General features: G+C 69.0%; 17 protein-coding genes. 10 read left to right on the forward strand and 7 right to left on the reverse strand.

What is annotated here, in order from left to right; all coding sequences use genetic code 11:
- The first annotated feature begins 99 nt into the window (after positions 1-99).
- Complete coding sequence (locus EV666_RS15550; protein WP_132010199.1) at positions 100-936, forward strand: MetQ/NlpA family ABC transporter substrate-binding protein; 837 nt, start codon at positions 100-102, stop codon at positions 934-936.
- Positions 937-939: 3 nt separating this feature from the next.
- On the opposite strand, the gene EV666_RS15555 is transcribed toward EV666_RS15550, so the two are convergent.
- Both EV666_RS15555 and EV666_RS15560 read right to left on the reverse strand, forming a co-directional pair.
- Positions 940-2,718, reverse strand: a complete 1,779-nt coding sequence (locus EV666_RS15555; RefSeq protein ID WP_132010201.1) for an ABC transporter ATP-binding protein — start codon at positions 2,716-2,718, stop codon at positions 940-942.
- A gap of 165 nt (positions 2,719-2,883) precedes the next feature.
- On the reverse strand, positions 2,884-3,327 hold the full coding sequence (locus EV666_RS15560; protein WP_132010203.1) for a VOC family protein: 444 nt from the start codon (positions 3,325-3,327) through the stop codon (positions 2,884-2,886).
- Positions 3,328-3,411: 84 nt separating this feature from the next.
- Between EV666_RS15560 and EV666_RS15565 the strand changes: the two genes are divergently transcribed.
- Positions 3,412-3,993: a TetR/AcrR family transcriptional regulator gene (locus EV666_RS15565; protein WP_132010205.1), complete on the forward strand. Its 582-nt coding sequence runs from the start codon at positions 3,412-3,414 to the stop codon at positions 3,991-3,993.
- 52 nt (positions 3,994-4,045) lie between these two features.
- Here the strand turns inward: EV666_RS15565 and EV666_RS15570 are convergent, their stop codons facing one another.
- Positions 4,046-5,485 (reverse strand): MFS transporter, encoded by a 1,440-nt coding sequence (locus EV666_RS15570; RefSeq protein ID WP_132010207.1) that lies wholly within the window; start codon positions 5,483-5,485, stop codon positions 4,046-4,048.
- A 235-nt stretch (positions 5,486-5,720) separates the two neighbouring features.
- Positions 5,721-7,361: an OpgD/OpgG family glucan biosynthesis protein gene (locus EV666_RS15575; RefSeq protein WP_245514474.1), complete on the reverse strand. Its 1,641-nt coding sequence runs from the start codon at positions 7,359-7,361 to the stop codon at positions 5,721-5,723.
- An 849-nt stretch (positions 7,362-8,210) separates the two neighbouring features.
- On the opposite strand from EV666_RS15575, the gene EV666_RS15580 reads away from it, so the two are divergent.
- A complete protein-coding gene (locus tag EV666_RS15580; protein WP_132010211.1) occupies positions 8,211-9,359 on the forward strand; it encodes a type III PLP-dependent enzyme in 1,149 nt (382 codons plus the stop codon).
- Between the two features lie 168 nt (positions 9,360-9,527).
- On the forward strand, positions 9,528-10,124 hold the full coding sequence (locus EV666_RS15585; protein ID WP_132010213.1) for a GNAT family N-acetyltransferase: 597 nt from the start codon (positions 9,528-9,530) through the stop codon (positions 10,122-10,124).
- Positions 10,125-10,199: 75 nt separating this feature from the next.
- On the opposite strand, the gene EV666_RS15590 is transcribed toward EV666_RS15585, so the two are convergent.
- Positions 10,200-11,027, reverse strand: a complete 828-nt coding sequence (locus EV666_RS15590; RefSeq protein WP_132010247.1) for a creatininase family protein — start codon at positions 11,025-11,027, stop codon at positions 10,200-10,202.
- Between the two features lie 246 nt (positions 11,028-11,273).
- Between EV666_RS15590 and EV666_RS15595 the strand changes: the two genes are divergently transcribed.
- From EV666_RS15595 to EV666_RS15615, 5 genes are all read left to right on the forward strand, one after another.
- Positions 11,274-12,335 (forward strand): ABC transporter substrate-binding protein, encoded by a 1,062-nt coding sequence (locus tag EV666_RS15595; RefSeq protein ID WP_132010215.1) that lies wholly within the window; start codon positions 11,274-11,276, stop codon positions 12,333-12,335.
- The gene (locus EV666_RS15600) at positions 12,319-13,098 is read left to right on the forward strand and encodes an ABC transporter ATP-binding protein (protein WP_342635667.1); all 780 of its coding nucleotides are present in this window, start codon (positions 12,319-12,321) and stop codon (positions 13,096-13,098) included. The genes EV666_RS15595 and EV666_RS15600 overlap by 17 nt, the downstream gene beginning before the upstream one ends.
- Positions 13,095-13,874, forward strand: a complete 780-nt coding sequence (locus EV666_RS15605) for an ABC transporter permease (protein WP_132010217.1) — start codon at positions 13,095-13,097, stop codon at positions 13,872-13,874. Before EV666_RS15600 ends, EV666_RS15605 begins: the two co-directional genes overlap by 4 nt.
- A 167-nt stretch (positions 13,875-14,041) precedes the next feature.
- The gene (locus tag EV666_RS15610; RefSeq protein WP_245514475.1) at positions 14,042-14,677 is read left to right on the forward strand and encodes a MarR family winged helix-turn-helix transcriptional regulator; all 636 of its coding nucleotides are present in this window, start codon (positions 14,042-14,044) and stop codon (positions 14,675-14,677) included.
- 277 nt (positions 14,678-14,954) lie between these two features.
- Entirely contained in the window at positions 14,955-15,911 is a 957-nt protein-coding gene (locus tag EV666_RS15615) for a 2-hydroxyacid dehydrogenase (RefSeq protein ID WP_132010219.1), read from the forward strand.
- Positions 15,912-15,970: 59 nt separating this feature from the next.
- Here the strand turns inward: EV666_RS15615 and EV666_RS15620 are convergent, their stop codons facing one another.
- A complete protein-coding gene (locus tag EV666_RS15620) occupies positions 15,971-16,228 on the reverse strand; it encodes a hypothetical protein (RefSeq protein ID WP_132010221.1) in 258 nt (85 codons plus the stop codon).
- A 452-nt stretch (positions 16,229-16,680) separates the two neighbouring features.
- Here EV666_RS15620 and EV666_RS15625 point away from each other — a divergent pair, with 452 nt between their 5' ends.
- Positions 16,681-17,874 (forward strand): amidase, encoded by a 1,194-nt coding sequence (locus EV666_RS15625; RefSeq protein WP_132010223.1) that lies wholly within the window; start codon positions 16,681-16,683, stop codon positions 17,872-17,874.
- Between the two features lie 76 nt (positions 17,875-17,950).
- On the opposite strand, the gene EV666_RS15630 is transcribed toward EV666_RS15625, so the two are convergent.
- Positions 17,951-18,988, reverse strand: coding sequence for a nickel/cobalt transporter (locus EV666_RS15630; RefSeq protein WP_132010225.1), 1,038 nt, complete (start codon positions 18,986-18,988; stop codon positions 17,951-17,953).
- Positions 18,989-19,006: the final 18 nt, after the last annotated feature.

A 19,006-nucleotide genomic window follows, 5' to 3' on the forward strand; every position in this document is an offset into this window, starting at 1 on the left:
TCCTCGCCGGATTTCAGTCGCCGGGTTCCCGGGCGGGAGCTAACATCGGCCAACTTCCATTCCGTGGGGCAGGGGCGGCTTCGACACGGAGAACATGGCATGCACCAGCCAACCGGAGCGGCTCGCGCCGCTGGAAAGACCCGCCGCGCCCTGCTGGCGCTGTTCGCCGCCGGCGCCCTGCCGTTGACGCTGGCTGGCGGCGCGGCCGCGGATGCGCCGGCGGTGGTGCGCGTCGGCGTGGTTCCGGGGCCGGACGTGGAGATTCTCGAACAGGTCAGGAAAGTCGCCGCCGGGCGTGGGCTGAAGGTCGAGCTGATCCAGTTCAGCGATTATGTCATTCCCAACCAGGCGCTGGCCAATGGCGAGATCGAGGCCAACGCCTTCCAGCATCAGCCTTATCTGCAGGCGCAGATCGCCAGGACGGGCTGGAAGCTGGTGAAGGCGGGCGAAACCATCACCTCGCCCATGGCGCTGTATTCCACCCGCCACAAATCCCTCGACGCCATTCCGGCTGGCGGGAGCATCGCCATTCCCAACGACCCCACCAACGGCGGCCGGGCGTTGCGCCTGCTGGCGGATCACGGCCTGTTCCGCCTGAAAGACGGCGAAACCGTCGCCGCCACCGTGCGCGACATCAGCGACAATCCGAAAAAGCTGAAAATCATCGAGCTGGACGCGGCGCAGATCGCCCGCAGCCTGCCGGATGTGGACGCGGCGGCGATCAACAGCAATTACGCCGTGGAAGCCGGGCTTGATCCGGTGAAGGGCAGCCTTGCCCGCGAGGACGTCAACGGCCCGTGGGTCAATATCATCGCGGCGCGCGCCGACGACGCCGGCAAACCCTGGGTCAGGGCGCTGGTCGGCGCTTACCAGAGCGACGAGATCCGCCAGTTCATCCTCGCGCGGTATAAGGGCGTCTATATCCCGGCCTGGTGAACCTCAGCGGATGACGCCGCCGCTCTGGTGTTCAAACAGGGCGCGGTAGACGCCGCCGGGGCGGGCGATCAGGTCGTCGTGGCGGCCCTCTTCGACAATGCGGCCGCGATCGAACACCAGGATGCGGTCCATCTCGCGGACGGTGGAGAGGCGGTGGGCGATGACCAGCGAGGTGCGCCCCTGCATCAGCCGCTCCATCGCCTGCTGGATCATCATTTCCAATTCCGAATCGAGGCTGGAGGTGGCCTCGTCGAGGATCAGCACCGGCGCATCGGCGAGGAAGGCGCGGGCGATGGCGACGCGCTGGCGCTCGCCGCCGGAAAGCTTGACGCCCCGCTCGCCGACCAGCGTGGCGTAGCCGCGCGGCAGCCGCATGATGAAGTCATGGGCGTTGGCCAGTTCGGCGGCGCGCTCGATGGCGGCCATCGAGGCGCCTGGACGACCATAGGCGATGTTCTCGGCGATGCTGCGGTGAAACAGGATCGGCTCCTGCTGCACGATGGCGATCTGGGCGCGCAACGACTGCTGGGTCACGTCGGCGACGTTCTGGCCGTCGATGAGAATGCGCCCGCCAGTGACGTCGTGCAGCCGCTGGATCAGCTTGACGAAGGTGGTCTTGCCGGAGCCGGAGCGGCCGACCAGGCCGACGCGCTCGCCGGCAGCGATGACGACGTTCAGGTCCTGGTAAAGCGGCGTGACGTGGTCGCCGTAGCGGAAGTCCACGTGCTCGACGCGGATTTCGCCATGGGACGCCTCCAGCGGCCGGGCGTCCGGCCGGTCCTTCACGTCCGGCTGCAGGTCATACAGATGGACCATCTCCTCCATTTCATTCACGGCGCGCTGGAAATGGTTCACGTGCTGGCCGATGTCGCGCAGATAGCCGTTGAGCATGAAATAGGTGGTGAGCACGTAAGCCACGTCGCCGGGCGTCGCCTTGCCCGTATGCCACATCCACAGGGCGCCGCCGGTGACGATGGCGCGCAGCAGCCACAGCATGGCCATCTGGCCGGTGCCGATCCAGGTGAAGCGCATCCAGGTGCGCCAGGTGCGGCGGCGCCACTTGCCGACCACATGGGCGAGGCGGGCGTCCTCGCGATGTTCGGCGCCGAAGGCCTTGACCACGGCGTTGGCGCCGATGGCGTCGGCGAGCACGCCGCCCATGCGCGTGTCCCAGGCGTTGGACAGGCGCGCCGCCGGGGCGATGACGCGCGTCGCCAGCAACACCGTGGCGCCGATGTAAATGGCGGCGCCGGCGCCCATCAGCAGACCAATCAGCGGCCAGCGCCAGGCCAGCAGCGCCACGGCGCCGACCAGCACCACCACGGATGGCAGCAGGAACATCAGCAGCACGTCGTTGAGCGAATCCAGCGCCCACATGCCGCGCGTGATCTTGCGCACCACCGAGCCGGAAAAACTGTTGGCGTGCCAGTTCGACGAGAACCGCTGCACGCGGGCGAAACTCTCCCCGGCCACATCGCGCATCATGCGCAGGGTGAACGGCACCACCCCCCACCAGGCCAGGTGGCGCAGGCCGACGGTGGCGAGGCCAAGCACGGTCATGGCGGCGAAGGCGTAAACCGCCGCCTGGGTCGCGCCTTCGCCCGCCGTCAGCGCATCGATCATCCGCCCCGCGTAAACTGGCGCGAAAATCTCGGTGAGGGTGGCGAGACAGACCGACAGGCCAAGGCTGACGGCCAGCCAGCCCTGCCGGCGCCAGTGGGCGAAGGTGAAGCTGAGGACGCTACGCAGGGCGGCGTCATTTCCGCGAGGTTGGGTTTCCATGCGACCTCTGGAGCGTGTTCGCCGGCGTTCCGGTGCGGGCGGCCCTTGCGTCAGGCGCGCGGCCCGCCGGAGACAATGCGCGTCCAGCAGGCGAATCCCGGGCATTTTAGTGCATTTTTCTGCCCGGGCCGAGGTCCCAAACCGGTGAGGGCGGCGGGCCGGCGTTCACGGATCCAGATATTGCGCAGCAAATGCCTCCGATGGCGGTATCGGCGTGATGACGTCGATCAGGACGCCGTCTGGCGCGGCCATGATAAAATGACGCTGGCCAAAGTCTTCGTCGCGCAGGGGCAGCACGATGTCGGCGCCGGCGGCGACCAGCCGGTCATGGACCGCATCGACGTCGGGAACCTCGAGGTTCAGCAGCAGGCCGGCGGCGCGGCCGCGACCCTGGACGGGGATGGTGTCATGGTCGCCATGCAGGATGGCCAGATTGACATTGCTGTCGCCGGCAGCCTGGAGATGGACGTACCAGTCGGCCTCGAACAGGGGGCGGAACCCAAACATGCGCTGGTAAAATGCGGCGGTCGCCGCGACGTCGCCGGTCATCAGCACCGGGTAAAAGCTGGTGATCGCGCGTGGGGAGGGATCGATGCCGGCGGGATTCATGGCGTTTCTCCTGGATGAGGCTGGCGGTGGTGATGAACGTGATATAACATACATACAGAATGTATGTAAATAACGGAGACGGGCATGCGGCGCAGCAACGAGGCGCGGTCGGGAGCGATGCGGGCGGCGCTGATGGCGGCGGGACGGGAGATATTTGTCAGCGCAGGCTTCGCCGCCGCGACAACGCCAGCCATCGTCGCGGCAGCCGGCGTGACGCGTGGCGCGCTGTATCATCATTTCACCGACAAGACGGCGCTGTTTGAGGCGGTGATCCGGGCGGAGGCGGGCGCCGTCGCGGCCGCCATCGACGCTGCAACCGTCGCCCCGGCTGATCCGCTGGAGGCGCTGCGCACGGGCGGGCGGGCTTTTCTGCAGGCCATGAAGGCGCCGGGGCGCGCCCGCCTGCTGCTGGTCGAAGGCCCGGCGGTGCTGGGACCGGCGGCCATGGCCGCCATCGACGCCGCCACGGGCGCGGCGACCCTTCGCGCCGGTCTGGCCGAGGCCATGGCCCAGGGCCTGTTGCGGCCATTGCCGCCGGACGCGACGGCGCAGGTGCTGTCAGCCGGCTATGACCGGGCCGCGCTCGCCATTGCCGGCGGCGCGGACGTCGACGCGTGGGTCACCGTGATGGACGCCCTGCTGGAGGGCCTGGCGACGCGGCGGTGAGGGCGCACGGCCAGACCCAGGTTCAGGGCCAGGTTCAGGCCCAGGTTACAGGTCAGCGTCCGCCGTTGCGCATGGCGCGGCGAACGGTGAACAGGCACAGCAGCGGCGCGACGGAAAACACGCCGAACAGCCACAGGGCGGCGGCGGCGGTCCCGGCCGCGCCGCCGGGACTGGTGAGGCCAGCGAGGTTGACCACCATGCCGGCGAGCGCCGCGCCCGCGGCGGTGGCGAACAGCTGCACGGTGGTGAGCGACGCCGAGGCGACGGCCTCCTCGCCTTCCGGGGCCAGTTGCAGCACGCGCGTCAGCAGGTGCGGCCAGGCCAGACCAACGCCAACGCCGACCATCAGCATGGCCGCGCACAACGGGGCCAGCGCCAGCCATGAGCCGGAACTGCCGGGCGGGACCAGGGCCGCCAGCATGACCATGCCGATGAGGCCGGGCAGGGGCGCGAGGCGCAACTGCCGGCGCATGCGCGCGCCGGTGGCGCCGGCGCCGCCAATCGAGCCGAGGGTCCAGCCGGCGCTCATCGCCGCCGCCAGATAGCCGGCGACCAGCGGCGTCTGGCCGTGCAGGGTTTGCAGAAACAGCGGAATGAAGATTTCGCTGCTGGTCACCATGATGCTCAGCAGCATCATCGAGGCGTAAACCGCGCCAAGCGCGCCGCCAGGGCTGAAGGAGCCGCTGGGCAGCAGGCGGCGCGAGGCGGATTGCTCGATCACCGCGATCAGGCACACGAGCACGATGGCGACGAGCGCGCCGGCCGCATTGGCCCATGCCGACGTCATGACGCTGCCGGCGGAAATGGCCATGACCGCCGCCGTCAGCAGCAGGATCTGCAACATCGGCGCGCCGCCAGCCCCGGCGGCGCCCGCCCCTGTGGAGCCCGGCGCGGCGTCGCGGGGCGGCAGCGCCAGCGTCGCCAGCACGCCAAAGACGACCGCCGCCGGCGCCAGCGCCCAGAATGACGCGCGCCACAGGCCATATTCCGCGAACAGGCCGCCGACCGCCGGGCCAACCAGGGTGGCCACGCCCCACATGCCCGAGACCAGCGCGATGCCGCGCGGCCACAGGGCTTCGTCAAACACGATGCGGATCATGGCGTAGGAGAGGGCGAGCAGGAAGCCGCCGCCCACGCCCTGGACAACGCGCCCGGCCAGCATCGCGGCCATGGAGGGGGCAAAGCCACAGGCCAGCGACCCGGCCGCGAAGATCACCGCGCTGAGCAGATAAGCGGCGCGCGGGCCACAACGGGCCAGCAGGCCGGGGGAGACTGCCGCCGCCAGGATCGAGGCGACGATGAACAGCGAGGTGTTCCATGAATAATAGTCGATGCCGCCGATGTCGGCGACCACCGACGGCAGGATCGTCGTGGTGATGTAAACGTTGATGGCGTGCAGGGCGACGCCGCCGGCGAGCGCCAGCGACAGCAGGCCATTGCGGCCACCCAGCAGCGCCCCCCATCCGGGGGGCTGCGCGTCAATATCGGTCATGAATCCTGTCCCGGCGCGGTTCAGCCCAGACACGGGCAACGCGCGGCGCGGCGTTTTGTTTGATCAGGGAACCCGGGCGGCCGTTCCCGCCGGATCGCGGAAGCGGTTCAACGGTACGGGTGAAGGCGCCTGCCGCATGAGCCGGCAAGGCGTCTGTCCCCCTGCCGGCCAGCTTTTGCCGCCCGGCCTCCGCCGGTCGCGCGCCCGCCAATCGCGCCCGCGCGGAAGGCGCGCGTCATTCGGCGCGCCACGGGAAAATCCAGGTTTCGGTCAGCGCCTTGTTGTCGGCGCGCAGGAACACGCGCACGTCCACGGTCTGGCCGGGGGGCGCCTCGACGTCGACACCGGCGCGGAAGCCGCCGATCTTCGGATTGGGGGCGATGAAGGTGCGCAGGATGCGGCCGCTGGAGGCGGAGGCGTCCACCTTCACCCGGTCCGGCGCCTTCAGCCAGTAGGGCAGTTCGCCGCCGGCGAAGTCCACCATCAGGCGGCGGGTGTTGGGGTGCAGCGGTTCGGACGAACCAAGGGCGCGCGGGGCCGACTGGAAGCTGTTGATCGCCTGGCCGCCGGCATGCATGCCGTCGGTCGCGCCAACGGCGGTGATGGAATAACGGTAGATCAGCTGCTGGCCGGGCCCGACCGGCTCCTTCGGCGCCCATGTGGCGACGATATTGTCGTTAGTCTCGTCGGAAGTCGGCAGTTCGATCAGTTCGACGCGGCCCTCGCCCCAGGGATTGCGGGGCTCCACCCAGTAGCCCGGGCGGCGCTCATAGGCGATGTCGAGGTCTTCGTAGTGCTCGAACACCCGGTCGCGCTGCATCAGCCCGAAGCCGCGCACATTGTTCTCCGTGAACGAGGAAATCGAAGGCGCGCGGGGGTTGTGCAGCGGCCGCCAGATCCACTCGCCGGAGCCGGAATGGATCAGCAGGCCGTCGGAATCGTGCACTTCGGGCCGGTAGTCATCGGTGAAGCGGCGATCGTTCTCGCCGATGAAGAACATGGAGGTGAGCGGCGCGATGCCGATTTTCTCGATGATTTTGCGCGGGAACAGCGTCGCCTCGACATCCACGACCGTCTGCTTCGCGGGATAAATATTGAACTGGTAGGCGCCGGAGATGGAGGGGCTGTCGAGCAGGGCGTAGACGGTGACGCGGCTGTCGTCGCCCTTGCGCACGTCCACCCAGAATTCGCGGAACGCCGGAAACTCTTCCTGGCCGCCGGCGTTGATGGCGAGGCCGCGCGCCGACAGGCCATAGACCTGCCCCTGACCGAGGAAGCGGAAATAGCTGGCGCCGATGAACGAGATCAGCTCGTCGCGGATGGTCGGGTCATTGAGCGGGTAATGCAGGCGGAAGCCGGCGAAGCCGACGTTCACCGGCAGCGGCTTGCCGAATTTGTTCTGGCCGAAATCGAACATCTGCGGCGAATAGGGAACCGGCGTGGCGACCCCGTCGCGGATGATGTTCACCGTCACCGCATGCTGGAACAGGAAGCCGAGGTGGAACATCTGCATGCGGAAGTTGGTGTCGGAGTTGGCCAGCAGCGCCTTGTCCGGCCGGAAGCGGATGTCGCGCCACTGGTCAAAGCCGAGCTTCGCCAGCGCCTCCGGCGCCTGCGAGGGCTTCTCGACGAACGGCAGGGCCGACAACTCGCGGGCCCGTTTGATGACGTCGCCGTAGCCAAAGGGAGACAGGCCCGCCTCCTTCATCGCCGCGTCGGCGCGCGCCGGATCGTCCGCGGGCTGGCCACTGGCCGCCGGCCGACCGCCGGGCGCCTCTTTCGCCGTCGCGGCGGTGGCGGCGAACGTCGCAATGGCGACGAGACCTTCAACGAAACTTCTGCGCGAGAATGTCGACATACTGACCCACTGGTTCATATCGCGCGCCGACTGGAGATGCGTTCCGTCCGGCGAATGCGGCCTTGCGGCCGGGCGACGTCGCGATGCGTGATGATGCGTGATGTTCTGTGGCGATCATAGCCGCTTCCTGCCATAGCGGAATGCCGGCTCCGGTTCATGTGGGGGACAAGGGGATACTCCTTGTGACCCCGCGTCGCGCGATTCGGCGCAAGGCGGGCTTCATGGCGCAGCTCAGGACGTTTCAGGGGGCGAAACCGGCGCCTTGTCGCCTTCTGGAGCTGTCGCGGATGGGCGTTTTTTCGCCTGATGGCCGTCATTCGCGTCAGTTTTGTGTTTTTTTGCCGATGTGGGGCTGCAGAAGGTAAAAAACCCTTGCAACGCCAGGCTGACGGCCCTATCTGACCCCTGCCCAATTTCGCACGTGCCTGTGGCCGCGTGTCGGTTGGTGGGTATCCGGACAAGAGGCCGGACAACCGCCCGGGGTTTAAAGGGTCGATCGACGCAAAGGTGGGAAACCTGCGTTGGCGGCCCCGGTTTCGACCGGACCCCAACATCAAACCGGCAGCCGGAGGCGAAACCGGCGAACCCCGCTCTCCACGGGGGACGCAGCTTAAAGCAACGACGGAACGGGCTTTTTTGGTCTCGTCGGCCCTCCAAAGGTCGACACCGAAGAGGCTTGTCCATCATTGCCGCGCGTGCGGACCGGGAATCCCCCAGTCCGAACCAAGGCAGCACGGTCGGTAGAGAGTTGTTGTCCTGGTCGCGTCTCCACAGCGCGCCGGGAGGCGATTCTTCATCCGCATCTTGCCGAACGCCGCCAGAGCCGACGCTCCGGGCGTTCCATCAGCTTTGTGGGGAGATACGCTTATGACCCAGCGTATTCGTGAGTTCCTGCGTAATCGCCGCGAAGATGGTCCGTGCATGGTGCTGGACCTCGAAGTCGTGCGCGACAATTACATGAAATTCGCTTCGGCGCTGCCGGACACCCGCGTGTTCTACGCGGTGAAGGCCAATCCGGCGCCGGAAGTGCTGCATATGCTCGCCACCCTTGGCTCCTGCTTCGACACCGCGTCGGTGCAGGAAATCGAGATGGCGCTGGCCGCCGGCGCCACCGCCGACCGCATCTCCTTCGGCAACACCATCAAGAAGGAGCGCGATATCGCCCGCGCCCTCGCGCTGGGCGTGCGCCTGTTCGCGGTCGACTGCCAGGCCGAAGTCGACAAGATTGCCCGCGCCGCCAGCGCCGCCGACATCGACGACGCCAAGGTGTTCTGCCGCGTGCTGTGCGACGGCGCCGGCGCCGAATGGCCGCTGTCGCGCAAGTTCGGCTGCGATCCGCAGATGGCGCCGGACGTGCTGGAGCACGCCTACCGTCAGGGGCTGGAAGCCTATGGCGTGTCGTTCCACGTCGGTTCGCAGCAGGGCAACACCGAGGCGTGGGATTCGGCGCTGGCCATGGCCGCCGACGTTTTCCGCGCCTGCGGCGAGCGCGGCATCATCCTGTCGATGGTCAATCTCGGCGGCGGTTTTCCGACGAAGTATCTGAAGGACGTGCCGGCGGTTGAGGCCTATGGCAATTCGATCTTCAACGCGCTGCGACGTCACTTCGGCAACCGTATCCCCGAGACCATCATCGAGCCGGGTCGCGGCATGGTCGGCAACGCCGGCCTGATCGAGACGGAAGTGGTGCTGGTGTCGAAGAAGAGCGAGGCCGACGAGGTGCGCTGGGTCTATCTGGACATCGGCAAGTTCGGCGGCCTGGCCGAAACCATGGACGAGTCGATCCGCTACCCGATCCGCTCCGAGCGTGATCATGAGGGGGAGAAGGCGCCGTGCATCCTGGCCGGCCCGACCTGCGACTCGGCCGACGTGCTGTACGAGAAGCAGCCCTACATGCTGCCGGTCAGCATCGAGATCGGCGACAAGCTGCTGATCGAGGGCGCGGGCGCCTACACCACCACCTATTCGGCGGTGGCGTTCAACGGCTTCCCGCCGCTGAAGTCCTACGTCATCTGACGGGGATTTCTTCGCGGACCTTCAGGTCCGCCCAACCGGACAACCGGCTGTTCCTGCCCACAGCGCGCCTTGCGCTGTGGGTTTTTCACACGCGTCCTGTCCGGCAGGGCGCTGCATGCCCCTTTTCCGCCCGGTTTACAGGCCGGCTGCATGTGCAGGAATGGCGCCATGATCTGCATTGGCGATGAAACCCCTTTCGATGTGGCCGCGCGCGAGGCGCTGCTCGACGTCGCCATGGGGCCTGACCGCAAACTGAAATCCAGCGAGCGGCTGCGCGAGGGCCAGGACCCGGCTGAGGGACTGGCGCTGGTCGCCCGTCACATTCCCGTGAACGGGCCGGCCCGGCTCGCCGGCACGGTGCGCCTGTGGCATGTGCTGGCCGGCGACGTTCCGGCGCTGCTGCTGGGGCCGCTGGCCGTGGCGCCGGAGCGGCAGGGGGACGGGGTTGGCGGCGCGCTCATGCGCGTGGCGATCGCCCGCGCCCGCGCGGCCGGCCACGGCGCCATCCTGCTGGTGGGCGACCCGGAATATTACGTGCGGTTTGGTTTCTCGGCGGCGGCGACCGCCGGTCTCGCCATGCCCGGCGCCTATGAGCAGCGCCGGCTGCTGGCGCTGGAGCTGGCTCCTGGCGCCCTGGCCGGCGCCGCCGGCATGATCGCCGCGCCGCTGGCCGCCGTGGAAGATGGCGTTCTGGAGGATGGCGTCGTCGCCCGCGAAAGCGGCGCGCTTCGATGGGGCGCAAACCTGCTTCCCCACGCCGCCTGACGCTCCAGGCAAGCCATCAGTGAGCGATTTCTGACAACGGGCGCGGATTTCCGCGCCCGTTTTTGTGCGCGGGTTTCACAAAAATCCGGGCCGGCTGCGCGTGCCGTCGCCCAGTTCGAAGCGGGCGATTTCTCCGAGCAGCCTGACAAAAGCCGCCGCCGCATGGGCCGCCGCCGCCTCGCCCTTGTCCGCCGTGGCCCGGCTGGCGTCGCCCATGGCGCCGGCGGGGTGCAGATCCTGCGCCAGCCAGCTGAAGCCGGCGGGCCGGTCGGCGCGCAGCAATTCGTAGTCCTGCTCCAGCGCCAGGCTGGCCGGAGCAAAATTCTCCGCCCGCTCCATCCGCACCAGATCGGGCCGGAAAGCCAGCATCAGCGAGGTTTCAATCTCGCCGCCATGGATGCCGTGGCGGATTTCCCGGGCGTCGAACAGGCCTTCCGGGTAACCAAAGCGCTGCCAGGAAGTATGGACCACCAGCATGTTGGCCTCGGCGCGCATGGCGCGGCCCACCACATCCATCACCGGGCTGTTGCCGCCGTGGGAGGAAACCAGAACCAGCTTGCGAAACCCGGCGCGGCTGACGCCAATGGCCAGTTCCCGCCAGGCGCGGATCGCGGTTTCCGGCGCCAGGGTCAGCGAACCGGGAAAGGCGATGTGCTCGGTGGACAGGCCGATTTCCTGCACCGGCAGCAATACGGTGAGCGGGACAGTTCCCTCCGGCGCGGTTTCGATGCGGGCGCGGACCCGCTCCAGCATGCCCTCCATGATCATGGCGTCGACGCCGGTGGGCAGGTGCGGGCCGTGCTGCTCCACCGCCGCCAGCGGCAGCACGGCGATGGCGTCGGCCATGCGGGCGGCTCCGAAGGCTTCCGCCGGCAACTCACGCCAGAGGCGGCTGCGGACCATGGGCGCTGCGCGGGTTTGGGGCACGGCGGGGCTTTCCTTATCAGTGTTGCGGGCATCAGTGTTGCGGGCGCCGGCGGCGCGGCGCATGCTGCGGCGGTTCTGCGGCCCGCGCCGGGCGCCAGAATACAGTAACGGCCGCGCGGCGGGAAACGGGCCGGACAGGCAGAGGGCGGGGGAAGCATGACGTCTGGACAATTACGCAGGGCAGGGCCTGGCGCGGATGGTCGCCGGACGGGCGTTTTCGCAATGCCGGGCGCGGGCGTGATCACGACCGGCGACATCGCCCCCGGCAGACGATTATTGCGTTATCTATCAGCGGTATGGCTCGCGTTGGCCGCCGTCTGCCTCACAGGCCTGGCGCCGTTGGCGGCGGCTGAACTGCGAAAGGTGCGTTTTGGAACCAACTGGCTGGCCCAGGCCGAGCATGGCGGCTTCTATCAGGCGCTGGCCGATGGAACCTACGCCCGCCATGGCCTCGACGTCAGCATCATTCCCGGCGGGCCGCAGCACAACAACCGGCTGCTGCTGGCGGCGGGCCGCCTGGATTTTTATATGGGCGGCAACATGTTGCAACCGTTCTCGGCCGTCGCCGAGGGCATTCCGGTCAAGGTGATCGCGGCGATTTTCCAGAGGGATCCCCAGGTGCTGATGTCGCGGCCGGGGCAGGGGCTGGACAGTTGGGACGACCTGAAAAAAGCGCGCATTTTCGTTGGCCGCGAAGGGCTGGCCTCCTATTTCCAGTGGCTGAAGGCCGAGCACGGTTTTCGCGAGGAAAACACCCGGCCCTACACCCATAATCTGGCGCCGTTCCTGGCCGATCGCGCCTCTGTCACTGAAGGATACGTCACCTCGGAGCCGCTGGCGGTGGAAAAGCAGGGCGGTTTCAGGCCGAACGTGTTCCTGCTGGCCGACCATGGCTTCGACACCTACTCCACCACCATCGAGACGCGGGCCGATACGGTCATGCGCGATCCTGATCTGGCGCAGCGGTTCGTCGACGCCTCGATCCTGGGGTGGCGAAACTATCTGCATGGCGATCCGTCCGCCGCCAATGCGCTGATCCTGAAAGACAATCCCGACATGACCCAGGAGCAGATCGATTTTTCCCGGGCGCGGATGAAACAATACGGCCTGGTGGAATCGGGCGACGCCCTGACGCTGGGCATCGGCGCCATGACCGACGCGCGCATGGAGAGCTTCTTCCGGCGCATGGCGAAGGCGGGCCTGTACAGGCCGGACCTCGACTGGCGCGCCAGCTACACCCTGCAATTCGTCAACAGGGGCGTCGGGCTTGAAGCAAAACGCTGAAGGGCGCGCGGCGCTGGTGCGGATGCGGGACGTGGCGCTGGCCTGGGGCAATGGCGTCACGGCGCTGGACGGGCTGACGCTGGACGTGCGGGCGGGCGAATTCCTGGCGATTCTCGGCCCCTCCGGTTGCGGCAAATCGACGGCGCTGCGGTTGATGGCCGGGCTGCTGGCGCCGACGCGCGGCCAGGTGCGGCGCGATGGTGGCCTCACGGCGGCGGGCCGCGTCGGCTTCGTGTTCCAGGACCCGACATTGACGCCGTGGTCGCGCGCCCTCGCCAATGTGCGCCTGCCGCTGGATCTGGCCGGGGTGGCGCGGGCCGAGGCCAATGAGCGGGCGGCGGCGATGCTGGCGCTGGTGGGGTTGGCCGGTTTTGAGCGGGCCTGGCCGCACGAGCTTTCCGGCGGCATGCGCATGCGGGTGTCCATCGCCCGGGCGCTCGCCACCCACCCGGACCTGCTGTTGATGGACGAGCCGTTCGCGGCGCTGGACGAGTTCACGCGCGCCCGGCTGAATGACGATCTGCTGGCGTTGCGCGACCAGCTCGGCTTTACCGTCGCCTTCGTGACCCATTCAAGCTGGGAGAGCGTCTATCTGGCCGACCGCATCGTCATCATGAGCGCCCGGCCGGGGCGGGTTCTGGATGAGATCGGCGTGACGGCGCCGCCGGGCCGGGGCGCGGCGTTCCGGGCCAGCCCCGCCTACGCCAGCCAGTGCGCCGCCGTGCTGGCGCTGGCGGCCGCCGCCAGCGGGGCCGTCGCATGAGCGTCCCCGCGTCCCGGGGCGCGCCGCTCCGCCTGCTGACGCCGCTACTCACCGGCTTCGCCGCGCTGGCGCTGTGGGAGCTGGCGGTGCGCTGGCTGGCAATTCCGCCCTACATCCTGCCAGGCCCGGTTCAGGTGTTGCAGACCTTGTGGAGCGACCAGGCGATCCTGGCGCCGGCGCTCGGCGTGACCTTGTGGACCACGCTTGAGGCCCTGGCGCTGGCCGTGGTGGGCGGGGTGTTGCTGGCGCTGCTGTTTTCCAGATCGCGATTGCTGTCGGCGGCGTTGTATCCGTTCGCGGTGGTGTTGCAGGTGACGCCGGTGATCGCCATTGCGCCGCTGCTGCTGGTCTGGCTGGAGCCGGGATCGGCCGTGCTGGTCTGCGCCTTTCTGGTCGCGTTCTTTCCGGTGCTGTCCAACACCGCCGCCGGGTTGCAGGCGATTGATCCGGGGCTGGATGAACTGTTCCGGCTCTATGGGGCCAGCCGCTGGCAGCGGCTCGTGCGGCTGGAGGCGCCGACCGCCGCGCCGCATTTTCTCGCCGGCCTGCGCATCGCCGGCGGCCTTGCCCTCATTGGCGCCATCGTCGCCGAAATCGCCGCTGGGGCGGCGGGTCAGGGCAGCGGTCTTGCCTGGCGCATCGTCGAGGCCGGCTACCGGCTCAACATTCCGCGCATGTTCGCGGCGCTGCTGCTGATTTCGGTGAGCGGCGTCCTGATCCACGCCGGCCTGTCGCTGCTGTCCCGCCTGCTTCCCGGGCGGGGGGCGCCGCCGTGACGAATGTGATGGCGCGGGCGCATTTTCCCGCGCCGCCGCCGTTTTCACCGTCCCGTCAGTATGTTCATATTATCCACATGGGCGGTGGGTGACTGGCGGCCTTCCGCCAACCTTCCGTCGGTTTTTCCGCGCGGACAGGGCGGGGATTCGGGGTTTCTGGAGGCGTCATGGCGGTGAGCAGGACAGCCAAAACAGCCGCCGGCGGGTCCGCTGGGGCGCCGGCCGGCGGCGTGGCGCGGAAAAAAGCCGGCAAGCGTCGGGCGCCGGCTTCACCGGACGACGCGGCGGCCCCCGCTGCGGACGGCTCCCATGACGAGGCGCCCGCCGCGGCGCAGGCCATGCACAAGAGCGTCGGCTGGGCGCTGACCGTGCTGGCGCGGTTGCACCGGGTTGAGCTTGGCGAACGCCTGTCGGCGCTGGGGCTGTTTCCGGGACAGGAGCAGCTGCTGCAGGCGTTGCACGACCACGAAACCATGACCATGGGCGCGCTGGCGGAACTGATGCGCGTGCGACCGCCGACAGCTTCCAAGGCGGTGGCGCGGCTTACCGCCCAGGGGCTGGTGCGGCGCGCCGGCGGCGCCGCGGGAGACGGGCGGCTGGTGCGGGTGCGTCTGACCGCCGAGGGGCAAAGACGCGCCGCCGCGCTGGCGGCGCTGTGGGCTGACGCGGAGCAGCGGCTGCTGGCTGGCTTCGACCAGCGCGAGCGCAAGAAATTGCGCAAACTCCTGCGGCGGGCGGCGGACAATTTTCAGGAAGCGCGGGAAAATGATGCGCAGGCGGGCGCTCAGCCCCAGGGGCGCTGATTCGGGGCGCTGATCGGGGGCTGCCTGCGACGCGCACGGCGCCTTCGCCCGGGCATGCCCGGGGGCGTTCCATCAGTGGATCTTGCGGTCGCCCGCCCTTATGCCATCCCCGCGGGCGCCCCCAGAGGCGCGACACGGCTCAGCGCCCCGGGCAATCGGGCGTGGAGTGGCGCAGCGTGGCGACGCCGCGCCCGGGCATGGCCCGGGAAATCAGGAACGCCAACACGACAGGCGTTGCGGCGATCTGAAGCCGGAGCGCCGCAATTCTGGAGATGACATGTCCCGTCCCGAGGTTTTGCTGGTCAGCCCAATGATGCCCGCGCCATTGCAGGCGTTGCGGCGGCGTTGTGACGTGCATGATTTGCGCGGGGCCGAGGACCCGGAGGCCCTGCTGGCGGAGGTCGGGCCGCGCGTGCGCGCCGTCGCAGGTTTCGGCGGCGTCAGCGCCGGGCTCATCGGCCGGCTGCCGGCGCTGGAAATCATCGCCAATATCGGCGTTGGCTATGACGGCGTCGACGTGGCGGCGGCGGCGGCGCGAAACATTGTCGTCACCAATACGCCGGACGTGCTGACCGACGAGGTGGCGGACCTGACGCTCGGGCTGTTGATCGCCACGGTGCGCCGCATTCCCCAGGCCGACCGCTTCCTGCGCGACGGCAAATGGTTGCAAGGGGCGTTCCCGCTGTCCGCATCGCTGCGCGGCAAGACCGTGGGCATTCTTGGCCTTGGCCGCATTGGCGAGGCGATCGCTGCGCGTTGCGCGGCCTTTGGTCTAAACATCGAATGGCACAGCCGGCGCCAGCGGCCGGACATCGCCTGGCGCTGGCGTGAAAGCCCCGTCGCCCTCGCGCAGGCGTGCGATTTCCTGATCGTGGTGGCGCCGGGCGGCGCGGGCACGCGCAACCTGGTGAACGCGGACGTGCTGGCGGCGCTGGGGCCGCAGGGCGTGCTGATCAATGTGGCGCGCGGGTCGGTGGTCGATGAACCGGCGCTGGTCAGCGCCTTGCAGAACGGGACCATCGCCGCCGCGGGGCTCGACGTGTTCGCCGATGAGCCGCGCGTGCCGGACGCGCTGGTCGCCATGGACAATGTGGTGCTGCTGCCCCATGTGGGCTCGGCGTCGGTCGACACCCGCAACGCCATGTCGCAGCTGGTGGTGGACAATCTGTTCAGCTGGTTCGACGGCGCCGGACCGCTGACGCCGGTGCCCGAGACGCCGTGGCGGCGGGCCTGACAGGCGCAAGGCCGCGCCGCCGGGAGCTTCAGCGTGGCGGCGCCTTGCCGGAAACGGTTTTAGCGCCGGGTGATCGGCTCGATCTTGAGGCCGGCGCGGACAAACTTCACCATGCCCCAGATGGCGATGGCGGCGAAGATGACCATGAAGGCGTATTCGATGGTCGTCCCGAGGTCGAGCAGGCCGGCAAGGGCCCAGCCGCCGGCGATCGCCGCACCGATGACCTCGACGCCGACCAGCACGGTCAGCGAACCAAGCGTGACCAGATTACGCCAGTTGACGCCGCCGGAACCTGCCGTCGCGTTTGAGTTCGCCACCCGTCGTCTCCTGTTGTTGCGCGCTCGCGCCAGATTCACCTGGCTGACCACCTGGCTGATTACCCCATGGGGCAGCCCGATGTCTATATTTGGTCGGCGATGCTGATTGCAATGGAGCTTTGCAATGGCGCTGGCGCGCCTGGCGGTTGCTGGTCGTGTCGGGTTGTTCGGCGTGTGGGGCTGCTCGTTCTGGCGGGTTGATCCGGCGCCGTGAAGCGGGATAGGGGGCGGGGACCGGATTGCGGCGCATGCATGGGCGTTGCCCGCTGTCAGGTCTTAAGTCGGAGCGCCCTGGGCCTTATGCTTGTGACGACAGCGCGGCTGCTCCTGTACGATGGGGCAGGGCCGGGGGTTCCCCGGACCGGGACAGGCTCCGCGAAAACGCATCAGGTCCGGCGGGCGATTTGTCCGCCGCCGATCATCGACGACAAGGCAAGGACCCAGGATCGCCCATGCGCGAGGACCCCTACAGAGCTTTCATGCCCTATCCCGACGCTGCGGCGCCGTCCGCGCCGGCTGGCGCGCTTCAGGGGCTTTCCTTCGCGGTGAAGGACGTGATCGACGTGGCCGGCTACCCCACCGGGTGTGGCAATCCGGTGAAGCTCGCCGCGTCCGGCGTGCGCACGAAAACCGCGCCGGTGGTGCAGGCGCTGCTCGACGCCGGCGCGCGGTTTGCCGGCAAGACGCAGACGGACGAGTTCGCCTATTCGATTTTGGGGCGCAACATCCATTTCGGCTCGCCGGTCAATCCGGCTGCGCCCGGGCGAATTTCCGGCGGGTCATCTTCGGGCTCGGCGGTGGCGGTGGCCGCGCGGCAGGTCGATTTCGCGCTTGGCACCGATACGGCCGGATCGCTGCGCGCGCCGGCTTCCTATTGCGGCGTGTTCGGCATTCGCCCGACCTGGGGACGGGTGGACAACGCCGGGGTCGAGCCGCTGTCGCCCAGCTATGACACGGTGGGCTGGTTCGCCCGCAGCGCCGAAACCCTCGCCGCCGTGGGCGACGTGCTGCTGGGGGATGACCCGACGCCATTGCCCGGCGCGGCGCGCTTTCTCGTCGACCGGGCCTGCTTCGGCCTCGCCCGCCCTGAAGCGGCGGCGGCGCTGGAGGTGGCGCTGCGGCGGGTGGAGCTGCGCCTTGGCTGCTTCGATATCGCCGCGGCGGCGCCCAATCTCGACAATCTGTGCTGGGCCCTGCGCCACATGCAGTCCTGGGAGGCGTGGGAGGCTCACAAGACGTTCATTGAGCGGCACGCCCCGGTGATGAACGCCTCCCTGGCCGAGCGTTTCGCATCCGGCAAGGACGTCACCGAAACGCTGCTGGCCGAGTCGCGGGCGCTGGCGGCGCGCTTCCGCAACCATCTGGCCGACCTGCTGGGAGAGGGCACGGTGCTGGTGCTGCCGACCATGCCGTCGCCGCCGCCGTTCCTGGCCGAGGCGGAAGCCTCCATGGAGGATTTCCGCAACCGCACCCTGCGGCTGATGTGCCCGTCCAGCCTGTCTGGCTTCCCCCAGGTGACCATTCCCGTGCACGACGGCGAAACCGGACCGCTTGGCCTGTCGCTGCTCGGTCCTGCCGGCTCCGACCGCTCGCTGATCCAGCTCGCCGCCCGCGTCGCCGAGGCGGCGCGCGAACGCATCGCCTGAGCGCCAGGACGCGCGGGAGAGGCGCGCGGGAGAGGCGCGCGGCGGATTTTCAGCCCAGGGAGAGCAGGAGGCGGCTTCAGCCGCCGGCGCCGGCCTGCAGGCCGGCGAGCAGGGCAAGGCCCGTCACTAGCACGAACGCCGCGGCCAGCAATTCCAGCGCCGCCATCGCCCGGGCGCCGCTCATGCTTCCGCCGCTGGCGAGCCGGAGCGCCAGCCGTTTGGCGAACACCGCCAGCGCCGCGATGGCGCCGGTGGTGAGCGCCGTGCCCACCGCCATGGCGAAGGTGGCGGCGACGCCTGCTGCGAGCGCCTGCTGCGACAGGGCGAAGGCCAGCACGATCAGCGCGCCGGAACAGGGCCGCACGCCAGCGGCCAGCACCACGCCGGCCATGGCCCGCAGATCGCGGGCGCGGTCCACTGCCTCCGGCCCCGGCATGTGGGCGTGGTCGCAGCCGGGCCCGCAACTGGCGTCGGCCGGCTGGGGGTCGCCGAGGGTCGCCAGGGCGCCGGCCTTGCGCCAGGTCAGGGCCAGCCCGAGCAGCGCCACCAGGGCGAAGCTGACCAGCTCCACCACCGTCACACTGAGTTTCACCAGGGCGGCGGTGGCGTTGAACACCAGCGACAGCACAAGCGCGAGGGCAACCGCCACCACCGCCTGCAGCATGGCGGCGGCGAAGCTGAGCGCCGCGCCGCGCGCCAGGGTGCGCTCGTTGGCGACGAGATAACCCGAGATCACCGCCTTGCCGTGCCCCGGCCCGGCGGCATGGAACACCCCATAGGCGAAGCTGACGCCCAGCAGGCCCCAAAGGCCGGCGCCGCCGCTGGAGAACGCCTGAAGCCCCTGGGTCAGCGCCCGGTAGAACGCCGACTGCATGGCGATAATGACGGCGCCGATACGTCCCCCAGCGGCCGTTTCCGCCATGCCGCCGGCAAACGGGTTGCGCGGCGGCGGCGGAGCGGCCTGCGAGAACGCCAGCGCCAGCAGGGCGAGGCCGCCGGAGACGATGGCCACGGCGACCGCCATGAACAGAAGGCGCCGGACGAGGCGGCCGCCGGACCTGGTTTGCGCCAGCTGGCCGCTGACGGTCGCTAAGCCGGTTCTGACCTCAGTCATCACCGTCGCTCGTGGGCA

Origin of the sequence: Camelimonas lactis (assembly GCF_004342915.1) — a bacterium.
Lineage (GTDB): Bacteria > Pseudomonadota > Alphaproteobacteria > Rhizobiales > Beijerinckiaceae > Camelimonas > Camelimonas lactis.